This window comes from Paractinoplanes deccanensis (assembly GCF_016862115.1).
GTDB lineage: Bacteria > Actinomycetota > Actinomycetes > Mycobacteriales > Micromonosporaceae > Actinoplanes > Actinoplanes deccanensis.
Genome location: NZ_BOMI01000114.1, coordinates 61,197 through 75,696, shown reverse-complemented (window position 1 = coordinate 75,696; position 14,500 = coordinate 61,197). Strand labels below are relative to the sequence as shown.

At 74.7% G+C, this 14,500-nt stretch carries 12 protein-coding genes; 6 read left to right on the top strand and 6 right to left on the bottom strand.

Annotation, left to right across the window (positions count from 1 at the left end; all coding sequences use genetic code 11):
- Positions 1-48: 48 nt before the first annotated feature.
- On the top strand, positions 49-495 hold the full coding sequence (locus Ade02nite_RS28440; RefSeq protein ID WP_239169117.1) for a VOC family protein: 447 nt from the start codon (positions 49-51) through the stop codon (positions 493-495).
- Here Ade02nite_RS28440 and Ade02nite_RS28435 read toward each other — a convergent pair.
- Positions 492-1,256: a DUF3152 domain-containing protein gene (locus Ade02nite_RS28435; protein WP_203770523.1), complete on the bottom strand. Its 765-nt coding sequence runs from the start codon at positions 1,254-1,256 to the stop codon at positions 492-494. The two genes, Ade02nite_RS28440 and Ade02nite_RS28435, sit on opposite strands and share 4 nt — an antisense overlap.
- 149 nt (positions 1,257-1,405) lie before the next feature.
- On the opposite strand from Ade02nite_RS28435, the gene Ade02nite_RS28430 reads away from it, so the two are divergent.
- The 3 genes from Ade02nite_RS28430 to Ade02nite_RS28420 are packed head-to-tail and all read left to right on the top strand — an operon-like array spanning position 1,406 to position 4,983.
- Positions 1,406-3,010, top strand: coding sequence for a thiamine pyrophosphate-binding protein (locus Ade02nite_RS28430; RefSeq protein ID WP_203770521.1), 1,605 nt, complete (start codon positions 1,406-1,408; stop codon positions 3,008-3,010).
- Positions 3,011-3,061: 51 nt separating this feature from the next.
- A complete protein-coding gene (locus tag Ade02nite_RS28425; RefSeq protein ID WP_203770519.1) occupies positions 3,062-4,264 on the top strand; it encodes a cytochrome c biogenesis protein DipZ in 1,203 nt (400 codons plus the stop codon).
- 14 nt (positions 4,265-4,278) lie between these two features.
- Complete coding sequence (locus tag Ade02nite_RS28420; RefSeq protein ID WP_239169116.1) at positions 4,279-4,983, top strand: alpha/beta fold hydrolase; 705 nt, start codon at positions 4,279-4,281, stop codon at positions 4,981-4,983.
- Here the strand turns inward: Ade02nite_RS28420 and Ade02nite_RS28415 are convergent, their stop codons facing one another.
- Complete coding sequence (locus tag Ade02nite_RS28415; RefSeq protein WP_307871233.1) at positions 4,984-7,815, bottom strand: ATP-binding protein; 2,832 nt, start codon at positions 7,813-7,815, stop codon at positions 4,984-4,986.
- Between the two features lie 106 nt (positions 7,816-7,921).
- Here Ade02nite_RS28415 and Ade02nite_RS28410 point away from each other — a divergent pair, with 106 nt between their 5' ends.
- Entirely contained in the window at positions 7,922-8,644 is a 723-nt protein-coding gene (locus Ade02nite_RS28410; RefSeq protein ID WP_203770515.1) for a GNAT family N-acetyltransferase, read from the top strand.
- 102 nt (positions 8,645-8,746) lie between these two features.
- Here Ade02nite_RS28410 and Ade02nite_RS28405 read toward each other — a convergent pair whose 3' ends face one another.
- Entirely contained in the window at positions 8,747-9,802 is a 1,056-nt protein-coding gene (locus Ade02nite_RS28405; RefSeq protein WP_203770513.1) for an FAD-dependent monooxygenase, read from the bottom strand.
- On the bottom strand, positions 9,799-10,005 hold the full coding sequence (locus Ade02nite_RS28400) for a hypothetical protein (protein WP_203770511.1): 207 nt from the start codon (positions 10,003-10,005) through the stop codon (positions 9,799-9,801). Before Ade02nite_RS28400 ends, Ade02nite_RS28405 begins: the two co-directional genes overlap by 4 nt.
- A 145-nt stretch (positions 10,006-10,150) precedes the next feature.
- Between Ade02nite_RS28400 and ilvC the strand changes: the two genes are divergently transcribed.
- Positions 10,151-11,164: a ketol-acid reductoisomerase gene (ilvC, locus tag Ade02nite_RS28395; RefSeq protein WP_203770509.1), complete on the top strand. Its 1,014-nt coding sequence runs from the start codon at positions 10,151-10,153 to the stop codon at positions 11,162-11,164.
- Here the strand turns inward: ilvC and Ade02nite_RS28390 are convergent.
- Together Ade02nite_RS28390 and Ade02nite_RS28385 are read right to left on the bottom strand one after the other, a co-directional pair.
- The gene (locus Ade02nite_RS28390) at positions 11,148-11,747 is read right to left on the bottom strand and encodes a response regulator transcription factor (RefSeq protein ID WP_203770507.1); all 600 of its coding nucleotides are present in this window, start codon (positions 11,745-11,747) and stop codon (positions 11,148-11,150) included. The two genes, ilvC and Ade02nite_RS28390, sit on opposite strands and share 17 nt — an antisense overlap.
- On the bottom strand, positions 11,744-14,494 hold the full coding sequence (locus tag Ade02nite_RS28385) for an AfsR/SARP family transcriptional regulator (protein ID WP_203770505.1): 2,751 nt from the start codon (positions 14,492-14,494) through the stop codon (positions 11,744-11,746). Before Ade02nite_RS28385 ends, Ade02nite_RS28390 begins: the two co-directional genes overlap by 4 nt.
- Between the last annotated feature and the right edge of the window lie 6 nt (positions 14,495-14,500).

Sequence of the window (14,500 nt, the reverse complement as noted above, 5' to 3'; positions counted from 1 at the left end):
ACGGGCGGGGCATCGTGGGACCCGATTCCACACCAAGGGGAGTGCACGATGGTGGACTACCAGCTCGAGCTGATCGTCCTTCCGGTCGCCGACGTCGACCGGTCCAAGGAGTTCTTCAAGCGCATCGGGTTCCGCGAGGACCTCGACTACATCGACGGGGAGGACTTCCGGGTCGTGCACTTCACCCCGCCCGGGTCGCCCTGCTCGATCGTCGTCGGCACGGGCATCGGCACGGCCGCTCCCGGCTCGGTGGAGAACATCCACCTCACCGTGAAGGACATCGAGGAGGCGCGGGCCGACCTGGTGGGCCGCGGCGTCGAGGTGAGCGAGATCTTCCACGACGAGGACGGCGTCTTCCACCACGCCGGCACCGCCAAGCGGGTTCCGGGGCTCTACCCGGGCCGGGCCTCGTACGGCTCGTTCGCGTCGTTCACCGACCCGGACGGCAACGGCTTCCTGCTCCAGGAGGTCACCGAGCGTTACCCCGGTCGCTAGGAGAGCCGGCCCGCGTCCCGCCCCGGCGGCTGGTCGTCGTACTGCCCGGACGGTCCGTGATAGATCGTGCCCTTCGGGTAGGGCCACGCGTTCGGCACGCAGCCGTGCATGCCGAGGGTCTGCTGTTGCATCACCGGGGCGGGCCGGCCGGCGCCGGGGCACAGCTCGTGGCCGTGGCCCAGCCGGTGGCCGACCTCGTGGTTCACCATGTACTGCCGGTAGACGGCCAGGCCCGCCGCGTAGCCGGGCACGCCCTTGACCCAGCGCGCGACGTTGAGCACGACGGCGTTGCCGTTGCGGCAGGACGTGTAGCCGTCCGCGACGTCGCCGCAGAGCCGGTCGCGGGTGTCCGGCGTGGCGAGGAAGATCGTGAAGTCGTACGGCTGGCCGGGCCCGACCCGGCGCAGCCGCAGGGAGCCGCCGCCGATCCAGCTGCGCGGGTCGGCCAGGGTGGCCGTGACCGCGTCGGCGAAGGCCGGGGTGGACAGGTTGCGGATGTCCCGCTCGACCGCGACCCGGTAGCGCATCAGGCGCCCGCCGGTGCCCGCCGCCGGGCCCTGCTGCCCCGGCGCGATCAGCCATTTCGCGGCGCCGTGCGCGGGATAGGTGACGGGTCGCGGCGCGGCGGACGGCGAAGGGGACGGCGCCGCCGCCGGCGCCGCGGGCGGCAGCGTGTGCACTTGCGCCTCGACGGGATCCGGCGTCGTGCCGCACCCCGCCACGGATGCGCAGAGCATGCCCGCGATCACCCATCGGTACATTTTCGTCCCCTTTCCGGCCAAGAGCCTGCCTCATGGGACGTGGGGGACCGGTGGCCGAGGTTGCAGAGCATGAGACTCGACACAGGACTGATCGTGAACGCGCGGGGCGCGCATCCGTCGGGGAGGGCGGTGAGAAGGGAAGTACCGAGATGAAGTTGCACGCCGCGCTCGCGCGCGCCCTCGCCGCTCACCAGGTCGGCACCATGTTCGGCCTGATCGGCGACGCCAACCTGTTCATGGTGCACAGCTTCGTGCACGAGCACGACGGGAAGTACATCGGCGCCGCCCACGAGGCCGGCGCCATGCTCATGGGCTTCGGCTACGCCGACCTGACCGGCCGCCCCGGCGTCGTCACCGTCACCCACGGTCCCGCGCTGACCAACACCCTGACCGGGCTGGTCGAGGGCGTCCGCGGCCGCGCGCCGATGCTGCTGATCGCCGGGGACACCGCCACCGAGAGCCGCGGGAACATCCAGGACATCGCCCAGCGCGACGTCGTGCTGCCCACCGGCGCCGGCTTCGAGCAGGCCCGCACCCCGGCGAGCACCCTCGACGACCTGGCGATCGCGCTGCGCCGCGCCGTCGTCGAGCGCCGCCCGATCGTGCTGAACGTGCCCTCGGACTTCATGACGGCCGACGTCGACTACCGCGAGGTGCCACTGCGGCTGCCGCACGAGCAACGGGCGCTGCCCGACCCGGTCGCGGTGGCCGAGGCGGCCGCCCGGATCGCGGCGGCGAAACGGCCGGTCGTGCTGGCCGGCCGCGGCGCCCTGCACGCGCGCGCCGCGGTGCTGCGCCTGGCCGAGCGGATCGGCGCGCCCGTGGCCACCACGCTGAAGGCACGCGACCTGTTCCGCGGCGAGCCCTTCGCGCTGGGCATCGCGGGCAGCCTCGGCGGCGCGGCCACTCAGGAGATCATCGACGGCGCCGACCTGGTGCTGAGCCTGGGCGCGGGCCTCAACGGGTACACCACCAAGAAGGGCGCCCTGCTGGCCGGCGGCCGGGTGATCGCCGTGGACACCCGCCTCGAGGCCGTCCCGCCCACGGCCGGCGCCGTCGTCCTCGGCGACGCCGGCGCGGTGGCCGGCGCCCTCGTCGAGGAGGCGGACCTGCGGGGCATGCCGGCCCGCCCTTTCCGGACGCCGGAGATGGCCGCGTCGCTCGCCGCGCAGGAGGCGATGGGCGAGCGCCCGCGCACGGCACCCGGCACGGTCGACGTCGAGACCGCGCTGCGCCGCCTCGACGAGGTGCTGCCCGAGCGCCGGCTCGTGGTCAGCGACGGCGGCCGCTTCATGATGGAGTCGCTGCGCTTCATCCGCACCGAGCCGGGCCACTTCGTGCTGCCGGCCAACTTCGGCTCGATCGGCCTCGGCATGGGCACCGCGATCGGCGCCGCGGCGGCCGACCCCACCCGCACGGCCGTGCTGGTCACCGGCGACGGCGGCTTCATGCACGGCGGGGTCGCCGAGTTCGCCACCGCGGTCCGCGAGGGCCAGGACCTGATCGTCGTGGTCTGCGACGACGGCGGCTACGGCGCCGAGCACATCCAGTTCACCCGGCGCGGCCTCGACCCGGCGCTGTCGCTGTTCGCCTGGCCCGACCTGGCCGCCCTGGCCACCGCCGCGGGCGGCGAGGGCTTCACCGTGCGCGACGAGCACGACCTCGACCAGGTCGCCAAGGTGATCGCGGGGCGGGAGCGGCCGCTCCTGATCGACCTGCGCCTGGACGTCGAGCACATCACCCCGATGCCCTGAGGCCCCGGTCACAAGCGTGAATCCGCGGGTGGCCGGCGCGTCGTACCGGATGTGGACGTCGCACTCGTACTGATCGGTCTCGTCGGCGGGGTGATCACCGCGCTGTCACCGTGCATCCTGCCGGTGCTCCCCGTGATCTTCCTGTCCGGCGCGGACCGCGAGCGCCGGCCCTACCCCGTGGTGGCCGGCCTGGTGCTCAGCTTCAGCCTGCTGACGCTGCTCGGCGCGGCACTGCTGGCCGCCCTGCCCCTGCCACCCGGCACGATCCGCTGGGCCGGGCTGGTCGCGCTGGTGCTGCTCGGCATCGGGCTCATCGTGCCGCGGTTCGAGGCGATCCTGGAGGCCCCGTTCGCCCGGCTGCCGCAGGCGCGGGCCGGGCGCGACCGCGGTGGCTTCGTGCTCGGCCTGGTGCTGGGCACGGTGTACGTGCCGTGCGCCGGCCCGGTGCTCGCGGCCATCACCATCGCCGGCGCCACCGGCGACATCGGCGCCGGCACGATCGCGCTGACCGCCGGCTTCGCCGTGGGCACCGGCCTCACGCTGATGGTCTTCGCGCTGGCCGGGCGCGCCGTGTCGCAGCGGGTCGCCGCGTTCCGCCGCCGGCAGCGGGCCATCCGGGTGGCGTCCGGGGTGGCGGTGGTCCTGCTGGCGCTGGGCCTCACCTTCGGCGTGAACGTCCCCAACTACGCGACCGCGCTCGACCACGAGTTCCAGCGACTGCTGCCGGCGCACGTGCCCACCGGCTCGGACGTGCCGCCCGCCCTGGCCGAGTGCGTCGGCCAGGCCCTCTACACCGAGCCGCCGGACGAGTCCCAGGACTGCGGGCCGGCGCCCGCGCTGACCGGCATCACCGACTGGGTCGGCACGCCGGTCACCCTCGCCGGCCTGCGCGGCAAGGTCGTCCTGGTCGACTTCTGGACCTTCGACTGCATCAACTGCCGGCACGTCATCCCGCACGTCGAGGACTGGTACGCCAAGTACCACGCCCAGGGCCTCGAGGTGATCGGCGTGCACACGCCGGAGTACAGCTTCGAGCACGAGATCGCCGGCGTGCGCCGGGCCGTCGCCCGGGAGGGCATCACCTATCCGGTCGCCGTCGACAACGACTACGGCACCTGGCAGGCGTACGGGGTGCAGGCGTGGCCGTCGCTCTTCCTCGTCGACGCCATGGGCCAGGTGCGGCACGTCGCGGTCGGCGAGGGCGGCTACGACGAGACCGAGAACCTGATCCGCGAACTGCTCACCACACCATGAGATGGGGGACGACCATGTCACTCGTGCTGCTGCACGGCCTGACGTTCGACAAGCGCCACTGGGACCCGCTGCGCCGGGTGCTGCCGCCGGACCTGCCGGTGCTCGCGCCGGATCTGCCGGGTCACGGCGACGCGCCGCGCCGCGACTCGTACCGGATGGCGGACGTCGCCGCGGTCGTCCACGAGCAGGTCACCGCCGCCGGTTTCACCGATCCGGTTTTCATCGGGCACTCCATCGGCGGGGTCATCGCCACCAAGTACGCGGCCCTCTACCCCGCCCGCGCGGTGATCAACCTGGACCAGCCGCTGCTGCCCGGCCCGTTCGGCGCCGCGGTCCGCCAGGCCGAGCCGCTGCTGCGCGGCCCCGACTGGCGCCGGTTCTGGGACCGCATGCTCGCCGGGATGGCGATCGACACGCTGCCGCCCGAGGCCCGCAAGATCGTCGAGAACGACACCGACCCGCGGCCCGAGCTGCTGCTCGGCTACTGGGACGAGATGCTGCACCACACCGACGACGAGATCCGGGCCGAGCGCCAGGCCGACCTCGCCACGCTGCGCGACAAGGAGGTCGGCTACCGCTGGGTGACCGCGGGGGAGCCGCCGCTGCCGTACCTCGGCTGGCTGACCGCGGCGCTGCCGGACGTGGCCGTCACCGTGATGCCGGGCAGCCACTTCCCGCACCTCGCCGACCCGGCCGCCATCGCGGCGCTGATCCCCTGATCAGCTCCCCTTCAGGGCCGCCGCCAGCTCGCGGCGGGAGCCGATGCCGAGCTTCGTGAAGACCTTGCGCAGGTGCCACTCGACGGTGCGCGGGCTGAGGAACAGCGTGGCGGCGATCTCCGCGTTGGTCCGGCCCGCCACCGCGAGGCGGGCGATCTGGCCCTCCTGCGCGGTCAGGTCCACGGGCGCGCCGGCCCGCCTGGTGCGGACCGCCTCGCCGGTGGCGACCAGCTCCCGGCCGGCCCGCTCGGCGAACGCCTCGGCGCCCATGACGCTGAACGCTTCGTGGGCGGCGCGCAGCTCGGCCCGGGCCTCGGTGCGCCGGTTGTCGCGGCGCAGCCATTCGCCGTACAGCAGCCTCGCCCGCATCCGCAGAACCGGCATCGCCGCACTGCCGTAACCCGCGACGGCCTCGCGGAAGAGCTCGTCGGACGGCTCGACGAGCGCGCCGGCCAGCGCCTGCGTGGCCCGCGCCCAGTCGTTGCCGATCGCCGCGGTCCGCACGGCCAGCCGGTCACGGGCCTCGGCGGCGATGCCCGGCTCGCCGGCACGCACGGCCGCCTCGACCAGCTCGGCGAGCGTCCACTGAAAGACGGCCGGGTCCGGATAGGAGACGCCCTCCCGCGCCGCCGCCAGCGCGGCTGGATAGTCACCCAGACCGTTGCGCAGCACGGCCTCCGCGTACGCGGTGAGCCCCAGCAACCGGCCCTGACCGCGGGCCCGCGCCTCCGCCCGCGTCTGCTCGAAGAGCTCGACGGCCTCACGCTCCCGGCCCCGGTAGGCGGCCAGCGCCAGCGCACCCGACGGCGGCGTCGGGATGGTGGTGGCCGACGCGACCGCCGCGCACTCGTCGAGCATGCCCGAGGCGTCCGAGAACCGGCCCTGCATCAGCAGGTTGCCCGCCCGGAACGACATGGCCGTCGGCAGCATCGACAGCGCGCCGATCTCGCGGGCGAACCGGATCGCCTGCTCGGCCCGGTCGCGCGCGATGTCGACCCGGAACACCTCGTGCGCGGCCGGCGCCACCAGCCACAGCAGGCCCAGGTCCTCGCGGTTGTTCATCGACTTCAGCGCCTCGACCAGCAGGGGAGCGGCCGCGGCGTGCCCGTCGGTGGCCCAGGTGGTGAGCGCGGCGAGGAACCGGCCCGGGAAACTCGGGCTGGGCGGCAGGTTCCGCGCCGACTCGGCGGCGCGCCGCAGGTCGTCCGCACCGCCGAGCCGCCCGGCGTACATGGCCGCGCCGATCGCCATCAGATAGGTCTCGCGGGCGGCGGCCGGATCGAGCCCCTCCAGCCGGCGCGCGGCGGCGAGCAACGGCTGCACGCTGCGCGGGCTCGGGTTGGTCAGGAAGGCCACCCGGGCGCGCAGCCGCTCGACCTGGGCCTGCTGGAGCGGGGTGAGTGGGGCCAGCTCCACCGTGGCGAGCAGGGCCGGCACCAGGTCGGGCGACCCCGCGTCGGCCCGGGAGCGGGCGGCCCGCAGCAGCAGGTCGGCGCGGCGCCCCGGATCGAGGGTGAGCTCCGCCGCGCGCTCCAGGAACGCGGCACCCGCCGACCGGCCGCCCCGCGACAGCGCGCGCTCCGCCGAGCGCTCCAGCTCGGCGGCCACCTCGTCGTCGAAGCCGACGGTGGCGTGCGCCCGATGCCAGGCGCGGCGGTCCGGGTCCTGCTCCGGGTCGGTGACCTCGGCGAGCACGCGGTGCACCTCGCGCAGCTCGGCGGCGTGTCCCGAGCGCCACACGGCCGAGCGGACCAGCGGATGCCGGAACCGCATGCGCGCGCCCACCTCGATCAGCTCGGCCGACTCGGCGGCCGCGGCGGCCTCCGGGCCGATGCCGAGCCGCTCCAGGGCCTGCCACAGCAGCGGCACGTTGCCGATCGGCTCGACGGCGGCGGTGAGCAGCAGGCGGCGGCTGTCCGCGGGCAGGGCGGCGATGCGCCGCTGGAAGCCCTCCTCGAGCCGGGCGGCCAGGCCCTCGTCGCGCCGGCCCTCGTCGCGCAGCCCCTCCTCGCGCCGGCCGGTGAACCCGAACGCCAGCTCGGTGGCGGTGAGGCCGCGCGGCAGCTCCAGCAGCGCCAGCGGGTTGCCGCGGGTCTCGGCCACGATCCGGTCGCGCACGCGGTCGTCCACCGGGCCGGGCAGGACGGTGTCGAGCAGCGCCCGGGCGTCCGCGTCGGCCAGGCCCTCGACGACCAGCTCGGGCAGCCCGCGCAGCGTCTGCGCCGCGCCCTGGTCCGCGCCTCGTGTGCGGTTCGCTTCGTCCGCGCCTCCTGTGCGGATCGTCTCGTCTGGGCGGACGACTTCGTCCGCGCCGGGTGTGCGGACCGCGAAGACCAGGCCGACCGACTCCGCCTCCAGCCGGCGGGCGACGAAGGCCAGGATCGTCGCCGACATCCGGTCGAGCCACTGCGCGTCGTCGACGACGCAGATCAGCGGCCGCTCGGCGGCGGCCTCGGCGAACAGGTGCAGCGTCGCCAGCCCGAGGATCAGCGGCTCCGGCGGTCTGCCCGCGCTGAGCCCGAACGCGGTGGCGAGCGCCGCACGCTGCGGCTCCGGCACGGCGTCGAGGTGGGCGAGCAGCGGGGCGCAGAGCTGCTGGAGCGAGGCGTACACGATCTCGCTCTCCAGCTCGACCCCGGCGGCGCGCGCCACCCGGCACCCGGCCGCCCGGTAGGCGTGACCGGCCAGATGGTCCAGCAGCGCCGTCTTGCCGGCGCCGGCCTCCCCGCGCAGGACGAGCGCCCGGCTGTGCCCCGAGCGGACATCACGAACGAGCCGGTCGAGCGTCTCCTGCTCGCGCCGGCGCCCGCGCAGCATGAACTCCCCCGGCACGTTGCGCAGCGTACCCCCGGTTTGGGAGCGCGCCCACGAGCAGGGGCGGTGAAGATCACGTCGTGCCCGTTCGAACTCGACGTCTGCCCTGACGTGGAATGAGGGTATGAGCCACGACCTCGAGGCGATGCTCGCGAACTGGCGGTCCTACCTGCTCGGCTGGGGACGCGAGTACGCGGACGCGACGACCTTCCGCAGCGGCATCCCGCAGTCCGCCCTCAACGGCGTGGTCCGCCGCGGCGACCTCCCCATCGACGAGGCCATCGCCACGGCCCGGCGCCGCCTCGACGGCGTGCCCTGGGGCTGGCGGGTCGGCCCCGACGAGCCACCCGGCACCGGCTGGCTGCTCAGCCACCACGGTGGCCGGCGTGTCGCCGAGTCACCCGTCATGGCGCTGCGGCTCGAAGCACCCCTCACGGTGCCCACGGTGGCGGGGCTCGAGATCGGCGTGGCGGAGGACCTGAAGAGCTGGGTGGAGGCGTACGCGCCGAGCTTCGGCGCCCCACCCGACCAGGTCCCGGTGATCGTCGAGGCCGAGGCGGACCTGCGCGGCGTGACCCGCTTCGAGGGCCGCCTCGACGACCGGATCGTCGGCACCGCGGCGCTCTTCGAGGACGCGGGGGTGGCCGGCCTCTACACGATCACGACGGCGGCGGCGCACCGCCGCAAAGGCATCGGGGCGGCGATGACGGTGGCGGCAGCGGAGCACGGGCGGCGGCTCGGGCTGCGGTTGGCGACACTCCAGGCGACACCGATGGGGGAGCCGGTCTATCGGCGGCTCGGCTTCGAGACGGCGGGCTGGATGGAGATCTACACGTTCCAGCCGTAGCCGTCACCTCTGCCGTCGGCAGCCGCGGAACCGCCGAGGGCGCGACCTGAGTGCACGAGCCGCCAGTGGCCCGCGGCGCCGCGAGGACCGAAGAGCCGCCGATCAGGGCCGATCCAGCAACCCCGCATGGTTGGCGCGCACCAGCCGCAGCCCGAAATGCCGGAACAGCAACCGGCGCGCGAAGCCCGGCAGGTTGCGGGCGTTGTCGCGGCGGTGGTTCTGCTCCAGGACGAAGCGGATGCGGCCCGCGCGCCGCGCGCGGTAGCGGGCAAGCGGCGACGGTTGCCCATCGCCGAGGGTGGAGGCCAGCACGAGGGCGTCCTCGAGGGCCATCGCGCCGCCCTGGGCCATGCTGGGGGAGCAGGCGTGTGCCGCGTCGCCCACCAGGACGACGGTGCCCGCCACCCAGTCGTCGCCGGTGATCTCGCGCAGGGGCGCGAAGTGCGCGTCGTGGTGGGGGACGTCCGTGGCGAAGTCGGCGAACAGGTCGCGCCAGTCGCCCGGCGGTGGGGCTTGCGTGGTGCTGTCGATGGCGGCGAAGCAGTAGACCTGACCGTCGCCCACGGGCACGGTCAGCAGGCTGCGGCCCCGGTCGCCGAGCAGCACCGACCATGTCGTGGACTGCTTTGCCTCGTACAGGAAACGCCAGCAGACCTGGCCCAGGAAGCGCGGCCGGGCCGCCGGGAAGGCGCTGCGCCGCACGGCCGAGTCGATGCCGTCGGCGCCGATCACGATGTCGTAGCGGGACTCGGAGCCGTCGGTGAAGGTGACCGTGCCGTCCGGGGACGCCTCGCGCACGCCCGGGTGGGTGGGCGGTCCCGCCGCGTCGAGCAGCAGGCCGTGCAGGGCGGTGCGGCTCAGCGCCCGGCTCTCGCCCACGTCACCCCAGACCCCTTTCAGGCCGTACGAGGTGAGCACCGCCCCGGTGCTATCGCGGATCTCCTGTCGCTCGATCGGCACCGAGTGCTTCTCGACGGCGTCGGCGAGGCCCAGGCCGGCCAGCGCGCGCACCGCGTTCGCGGGCAGGTAGAGCCCGGTGCCGCCGTCGCGCGGAGCGGGGTCGCGCTCGGCCAGGTCGGCCCGGATGCCGTGTGCGGCGAGCGCGATGCGGGTGGCCAGGCCGGCGATGCCCGCGCCGGCGATGAGCACTCGGGTCACTTGCCGTCTCCGAAGGCGCGGGCGCCGTACTCCCACTCCATGATGGACCGGAAGGCCGCGCGCACCGACGTGTCGTCGTTCAGGTCGACCTGGAAGCGCCGGGTCCGTTCCCGCTCGTACGCGGCGGTGGCCCGGTCGAGCGGATAGTCGGCCTCGCCCAGCGCGGCCAGCGCCCGCCACAGGTAGAGGGTCCAGCGGCTCATCTCAGTCTCCTTCGCGAACGTGCCCCACACCTGGTTGAACGGTGCGGGGCCGCGCCCGTTCAGCGGTGTGACCCGCGTGGCACCTGGTGAACCGCCCGGCGGGGCCGTCGTCGTAGAGCCCACAAGCTCGCGAGAAGGAGAAGCGATGAGCATCGAGGTGTTCTACGACGCCGACGCCGACCTGTCGGTGGTGCAGGAGCGGAAGGTCGCCGTGATCGGGTACGGCAGCCAGGGCCACGCGCACGCGCTGTCGCTGCGCGATTCGGGCGTCGAGGTGGTGATCGGCCTGCCCGAGGGCTCCAAGAGCCGGGCCAAGGCCGAGGAGCAGGGTCTCGACGTGCGGACCCCGGCCGAGGCGGCCGCCTGGGCCGACCTGATCATGGTGCTGATCCCGGACACGGTGCAGCGCCAGGTGTACGCCGAGGACATCGCCCCGCACCTCACCGAGGGCAAGGCGCTCGCGTTCGCGCACGGCCTGAACATCCACTTCGGGCTGATCAAGCCGCCCGCCGACGTCGACGTCATCATGATCGCGCCGAAGGCGCCGGGTCACCTGGTGCGCCGCCAGTACGTGGACGGCAAGGGCGTGCCGATGCTGATCGCCGTCGAGCAGAACGCCACCGGGCAGGCGAGGACCGTCGCCCTGTCGTACGCGAAGGCGATCGGCGGCACCCGCGCCGGCGCGATCCTGACCACCTTCCGCGACGAGACCGAGACCGACCTCTTCGGCGAGCAGGCCGTGCTGGCCGGCGGTGTCTCCGCCCTGGTGCAGACGGGCTTCGAGGTGCTCACCGAGGCCGGCTACGCCCCGGAGATCGCCTACTTCGAGTGCCTGCACGAGCTGAAGCTCATCGTCGACCTCATGTACGAGGGCGGCATCGCCCGCATGCGCTACAGCATCTCGGACACCGCCGAGTTCGGCGACTACACCCGCGGCCCGCGCGTCGTCGACGCCCGGGTCAAGGACGAGATGCGCCGGATCCTCGGCGAGATCCAGTCGGGTGCCTTCACCCGCGAGCTCATCGAGGACGACGACAACGGCCGCGCGCGGCTGCTCGCCTACCGGGCGAAGGCGGCCGAGCACCCGATCGAGGTCACCGGCCGCAAGCTGCGCGACATGATGAGCTGGGTGGACCGGCCGCTCACGGAGACCGCGTGACGAAGCCGAGCTCGATGGCACGCCGGGTCAGCTCGGCCTTGTTCCCGGCGTGCAGCTTCGCCCGGATGCGCTTCACATAGGTGTTGACGGTCGACTCGGTGAGCCCCATCCGGCGGCCGATCTGGCTGTGTGTCAGGCCCTGCGCCACCCAGCGCAGCGTCTCGGCCTCGCGGTCGGTCAGCCGGGGCTCCCGGGCGGTGGTGGCCGGGCCGGGCAGCACGGCGAGCAGCTCGGCGGTGACGTAGACGCCGCCCCGGCGCACCGCCTCGACGGCCAGGACCAGGTCGACGGCCGCGCTGCGCCGGGTGATCAGGGCGACGGCGCCGCCGCGCAGCGCGGCCGTCAGGTCGGGCGGGTCCTGCGGGCGCACCAGCGCGACCACCCGCAGCTCGTCCCACGAGGCGGCGGGCGGCCGGTCGTAGAGGTCGAGCACGACGAGCGACGGCCGGTGGCCGCGCAGGGCGGCGAGGTCGGCGAGCTCGTGGCGCACGGCGAGGCCGGGGGCCGCGGACAGCATGCGGGCCAGGCCGGCGCGGACGATCGGGTCGGCCGCGACGACGGCGACGGTTTCGATGGGATTCACCTTCCACTGTGCAATCTGTCGCGCACGTCCTGCGCGGCCGGCAGGCGCAGCTCGGCGAGGATGTCCAGGGCGGCCCGCCAGGCCGCGGAGGCCTCGGCGCCGGCGAGCGTGTCGCCGAGCACGATCAGCGCCTCCGCCTCCTCGCCGCGGTGGCACGCCTCCCGGAACAGCTCGACCGCCCGGCGCAGCAGCTCGGCGGCCACCTCGCTGTCGCCCGCGCGCCGCCGCAGCCGGCCCAGCCCGAGCAGGCAGCTGGCCACCCCGCGCTGGTCGCCGAGCCGCTGGTATCCGGCCATCGCCCGCTCGTAGAGGGCGATCGCCGACGCGTCGCGGCCCAGCGTGGCGTGGGAGAGCGCGACACCCTCCGTGGCAGTCACGACGCCCCTCTCGTAGCCGGCCCGCTCGTACAGCTTGAGGGCGGTGCCGAACGACGCCTCGTCGGCCGGCCGCACCAGGCCCAGGTTGAGATGGACGTGCGCCTGCCCGGTCAGCACGCCGAGGCCGGTGAACAGCCGCAGCGCCCGCTGGAGCCGGTCGCGGGCCTCGTCCTGGTCGCCGAGCGAGTAGACGGCGCCGGCCAGGCAGCGCTGCATGTGCGCCTGGCCGAGCGGGTCGCCGGTGCGCTCCGCGGACGCGAGCCCGGCCCGCATGGTGGCGAGCCAGTCGTGCAGCAGTCCGCTCCACTGATAGAACGGCACCATGGTCGTGGCCAGCTGCCAGACCCCGGGGCCGTCGGCGGAGCCGGCGCACTGCTCGACGAGGGCGCGCAGCACGCGATGCTCGGCGCGGAACCACGCGAAGGCCCGGCAGTACTCGCCGAACGTCTCGACGGTGACGCCCGCAGGCGCCGCCCCGGGCGGGATCGGCTCCAGCAGGGGGCGCAGGTTCCGGTTCGCCTCGTACGCGGTGTGCCGGTAATGCGCGAACAGCCGCGCCCGGGCTTGCTCGGCCGAGGCCGGCGCGTCGTGCTTGCCGGACAGCTCGGCCGCGTACGCCCGCAGCAGCACGTGCTGGGCGATCCGTTGCGACGCCGAGACGGTCACCAGGTGCTCGGCGGCGAGCCGGGCGATCAGCGCGCCGGTCTCGCGCTCGGGCAGGCCCGCGAGGCTCGCCGCCGCGGCGGGTGCCAGGTCGGGGCCCGGGTGCAGCGACAGCAGCCGGAACAGGCGCGCGGCGGGCTCGGGCAGCGCCTCGTACGAGCCGGCGAAGGCGGTCCGCAGGCCGCCGAACGCGTCGAGGCCCGGGTCGCGCCGCAGGGTCGCCGCGACACCGTCGAGGCTCACCGCCGGATGGCTGCCGGCCTCGGCGGCGACCGTGGTCAGCGCCGCCGGCAGCCGGCCGCACGCGCGGGCGATCGCGTCCAGCGCCGCGCGCTCGGCGGCCCAGTTGCGCTCGCCCAGCGCCGCCGCGAGCCGCCGGGTGAGCAGCTGCCGCGCCTCGTCGGCGCCGGGCAGGCCGAGGGTGAGCAGGTGGGCGCCGTCGGAGGCGGCCAGCGCGGTGAGCCGCCGCCGGCTGGTGACGAGCGTCAGGCACTCGGCGGCGCCGGGCAGCAGCGGGCGCACCTGCTCGGCGCTCTCCGCGTTGTCGAGCAGCACCAGCATCCGGCGCCCGGCGAGGTGGCTGCGGTAGAGCGCGGCCTTGGCGGCCACCCCGGAGGGCAGGGCCGTCTCGGGGACGCCGAGCGTGCTCAGCAGCGAGCTCAGGGCGCTTCCCGGGTCCTCGCCGCGCAGGTCCAGATAGAGCTGCCCGTCCGGGAAGCGGCTCATCACCTCGTACGCCCAGTGCAGCGCGACGGTCGACTTGCCCACCCCGGGCATGCCGTCGATCGCGATGACCGGCATGCCGCCGTCCCGCTCGCCGGCGCGCCGGAGCTCGCCGATCCGGTCCAGCTCCGCGCGGCGGCCGGTGAACAGCGGCAGGTCGCGCGGCAGCTGGGCGGGGGAGACCCGGACCACCTGCGCGGGGTCGGCGGCCTTGAGCTGCCGAGGTTGCAGGACCTCGTCGTAGGCGGCGCGCAGCTCCGGCCCGGGATCGACGCCCAGCTCCCGGGCGAGGGTGTCGCGCACCGACTGGAACAGCGCGAACGCGTCCGCCTGCCGCCCGTCCGCGGCGAGCATCAGCATCAGCCGGGCCTGCAGCGACTCGTCGAGCGGGTTCATCTCGGCCGCCCGCCGCACCTCCGGCAGCAGCTCGCCGAGGCGGCCGAACGCCACCGCCGCGCGGGCCGCGTCCCGGGCGACCGTCGCGTACTCGGCATCGATGGAGAGGAAGACGGAGTAGCGGTGGGTGTCGTCGGAACCGTCGTCGGCGCAGCGGCCGCTCGACTGGCGCAGCGCCTCGGCGTACCGGGCGATCGCCACGTCGCGAAAGCCCATGCTCTCGGCCTCGCGGGCCTCGTCGGCCAGCCGCCGGAACTCCATCAGGTCGATCGCGCCCTGCGGCGCCACCAGCCGGTAGGCGGCGTCCCGGCGCAGCAGCCATCGCCCCTGCGACCGGGCGGGCAGGTCGGGCTCGAGGATCCGCCGCAGCGCGCCGATGAACCGGTGCAGGCTGTTCACCGCGCTCGCCGGCGCCGCGTGTCCCCACAGCATCTCGACGAACTGGTGCACGGGAATGTCGCGCCCGGCGCGGATCAGCAGGAGGCCGAGCACCTGCCGCTGCTGCCGGGGGCCGAGATTGAGCTCGCGATCCCCGCTGAACGCCCGCACCGGCCCGAGCACGGTGAATCGGATTGGGTTCTGGCTCACAACGGC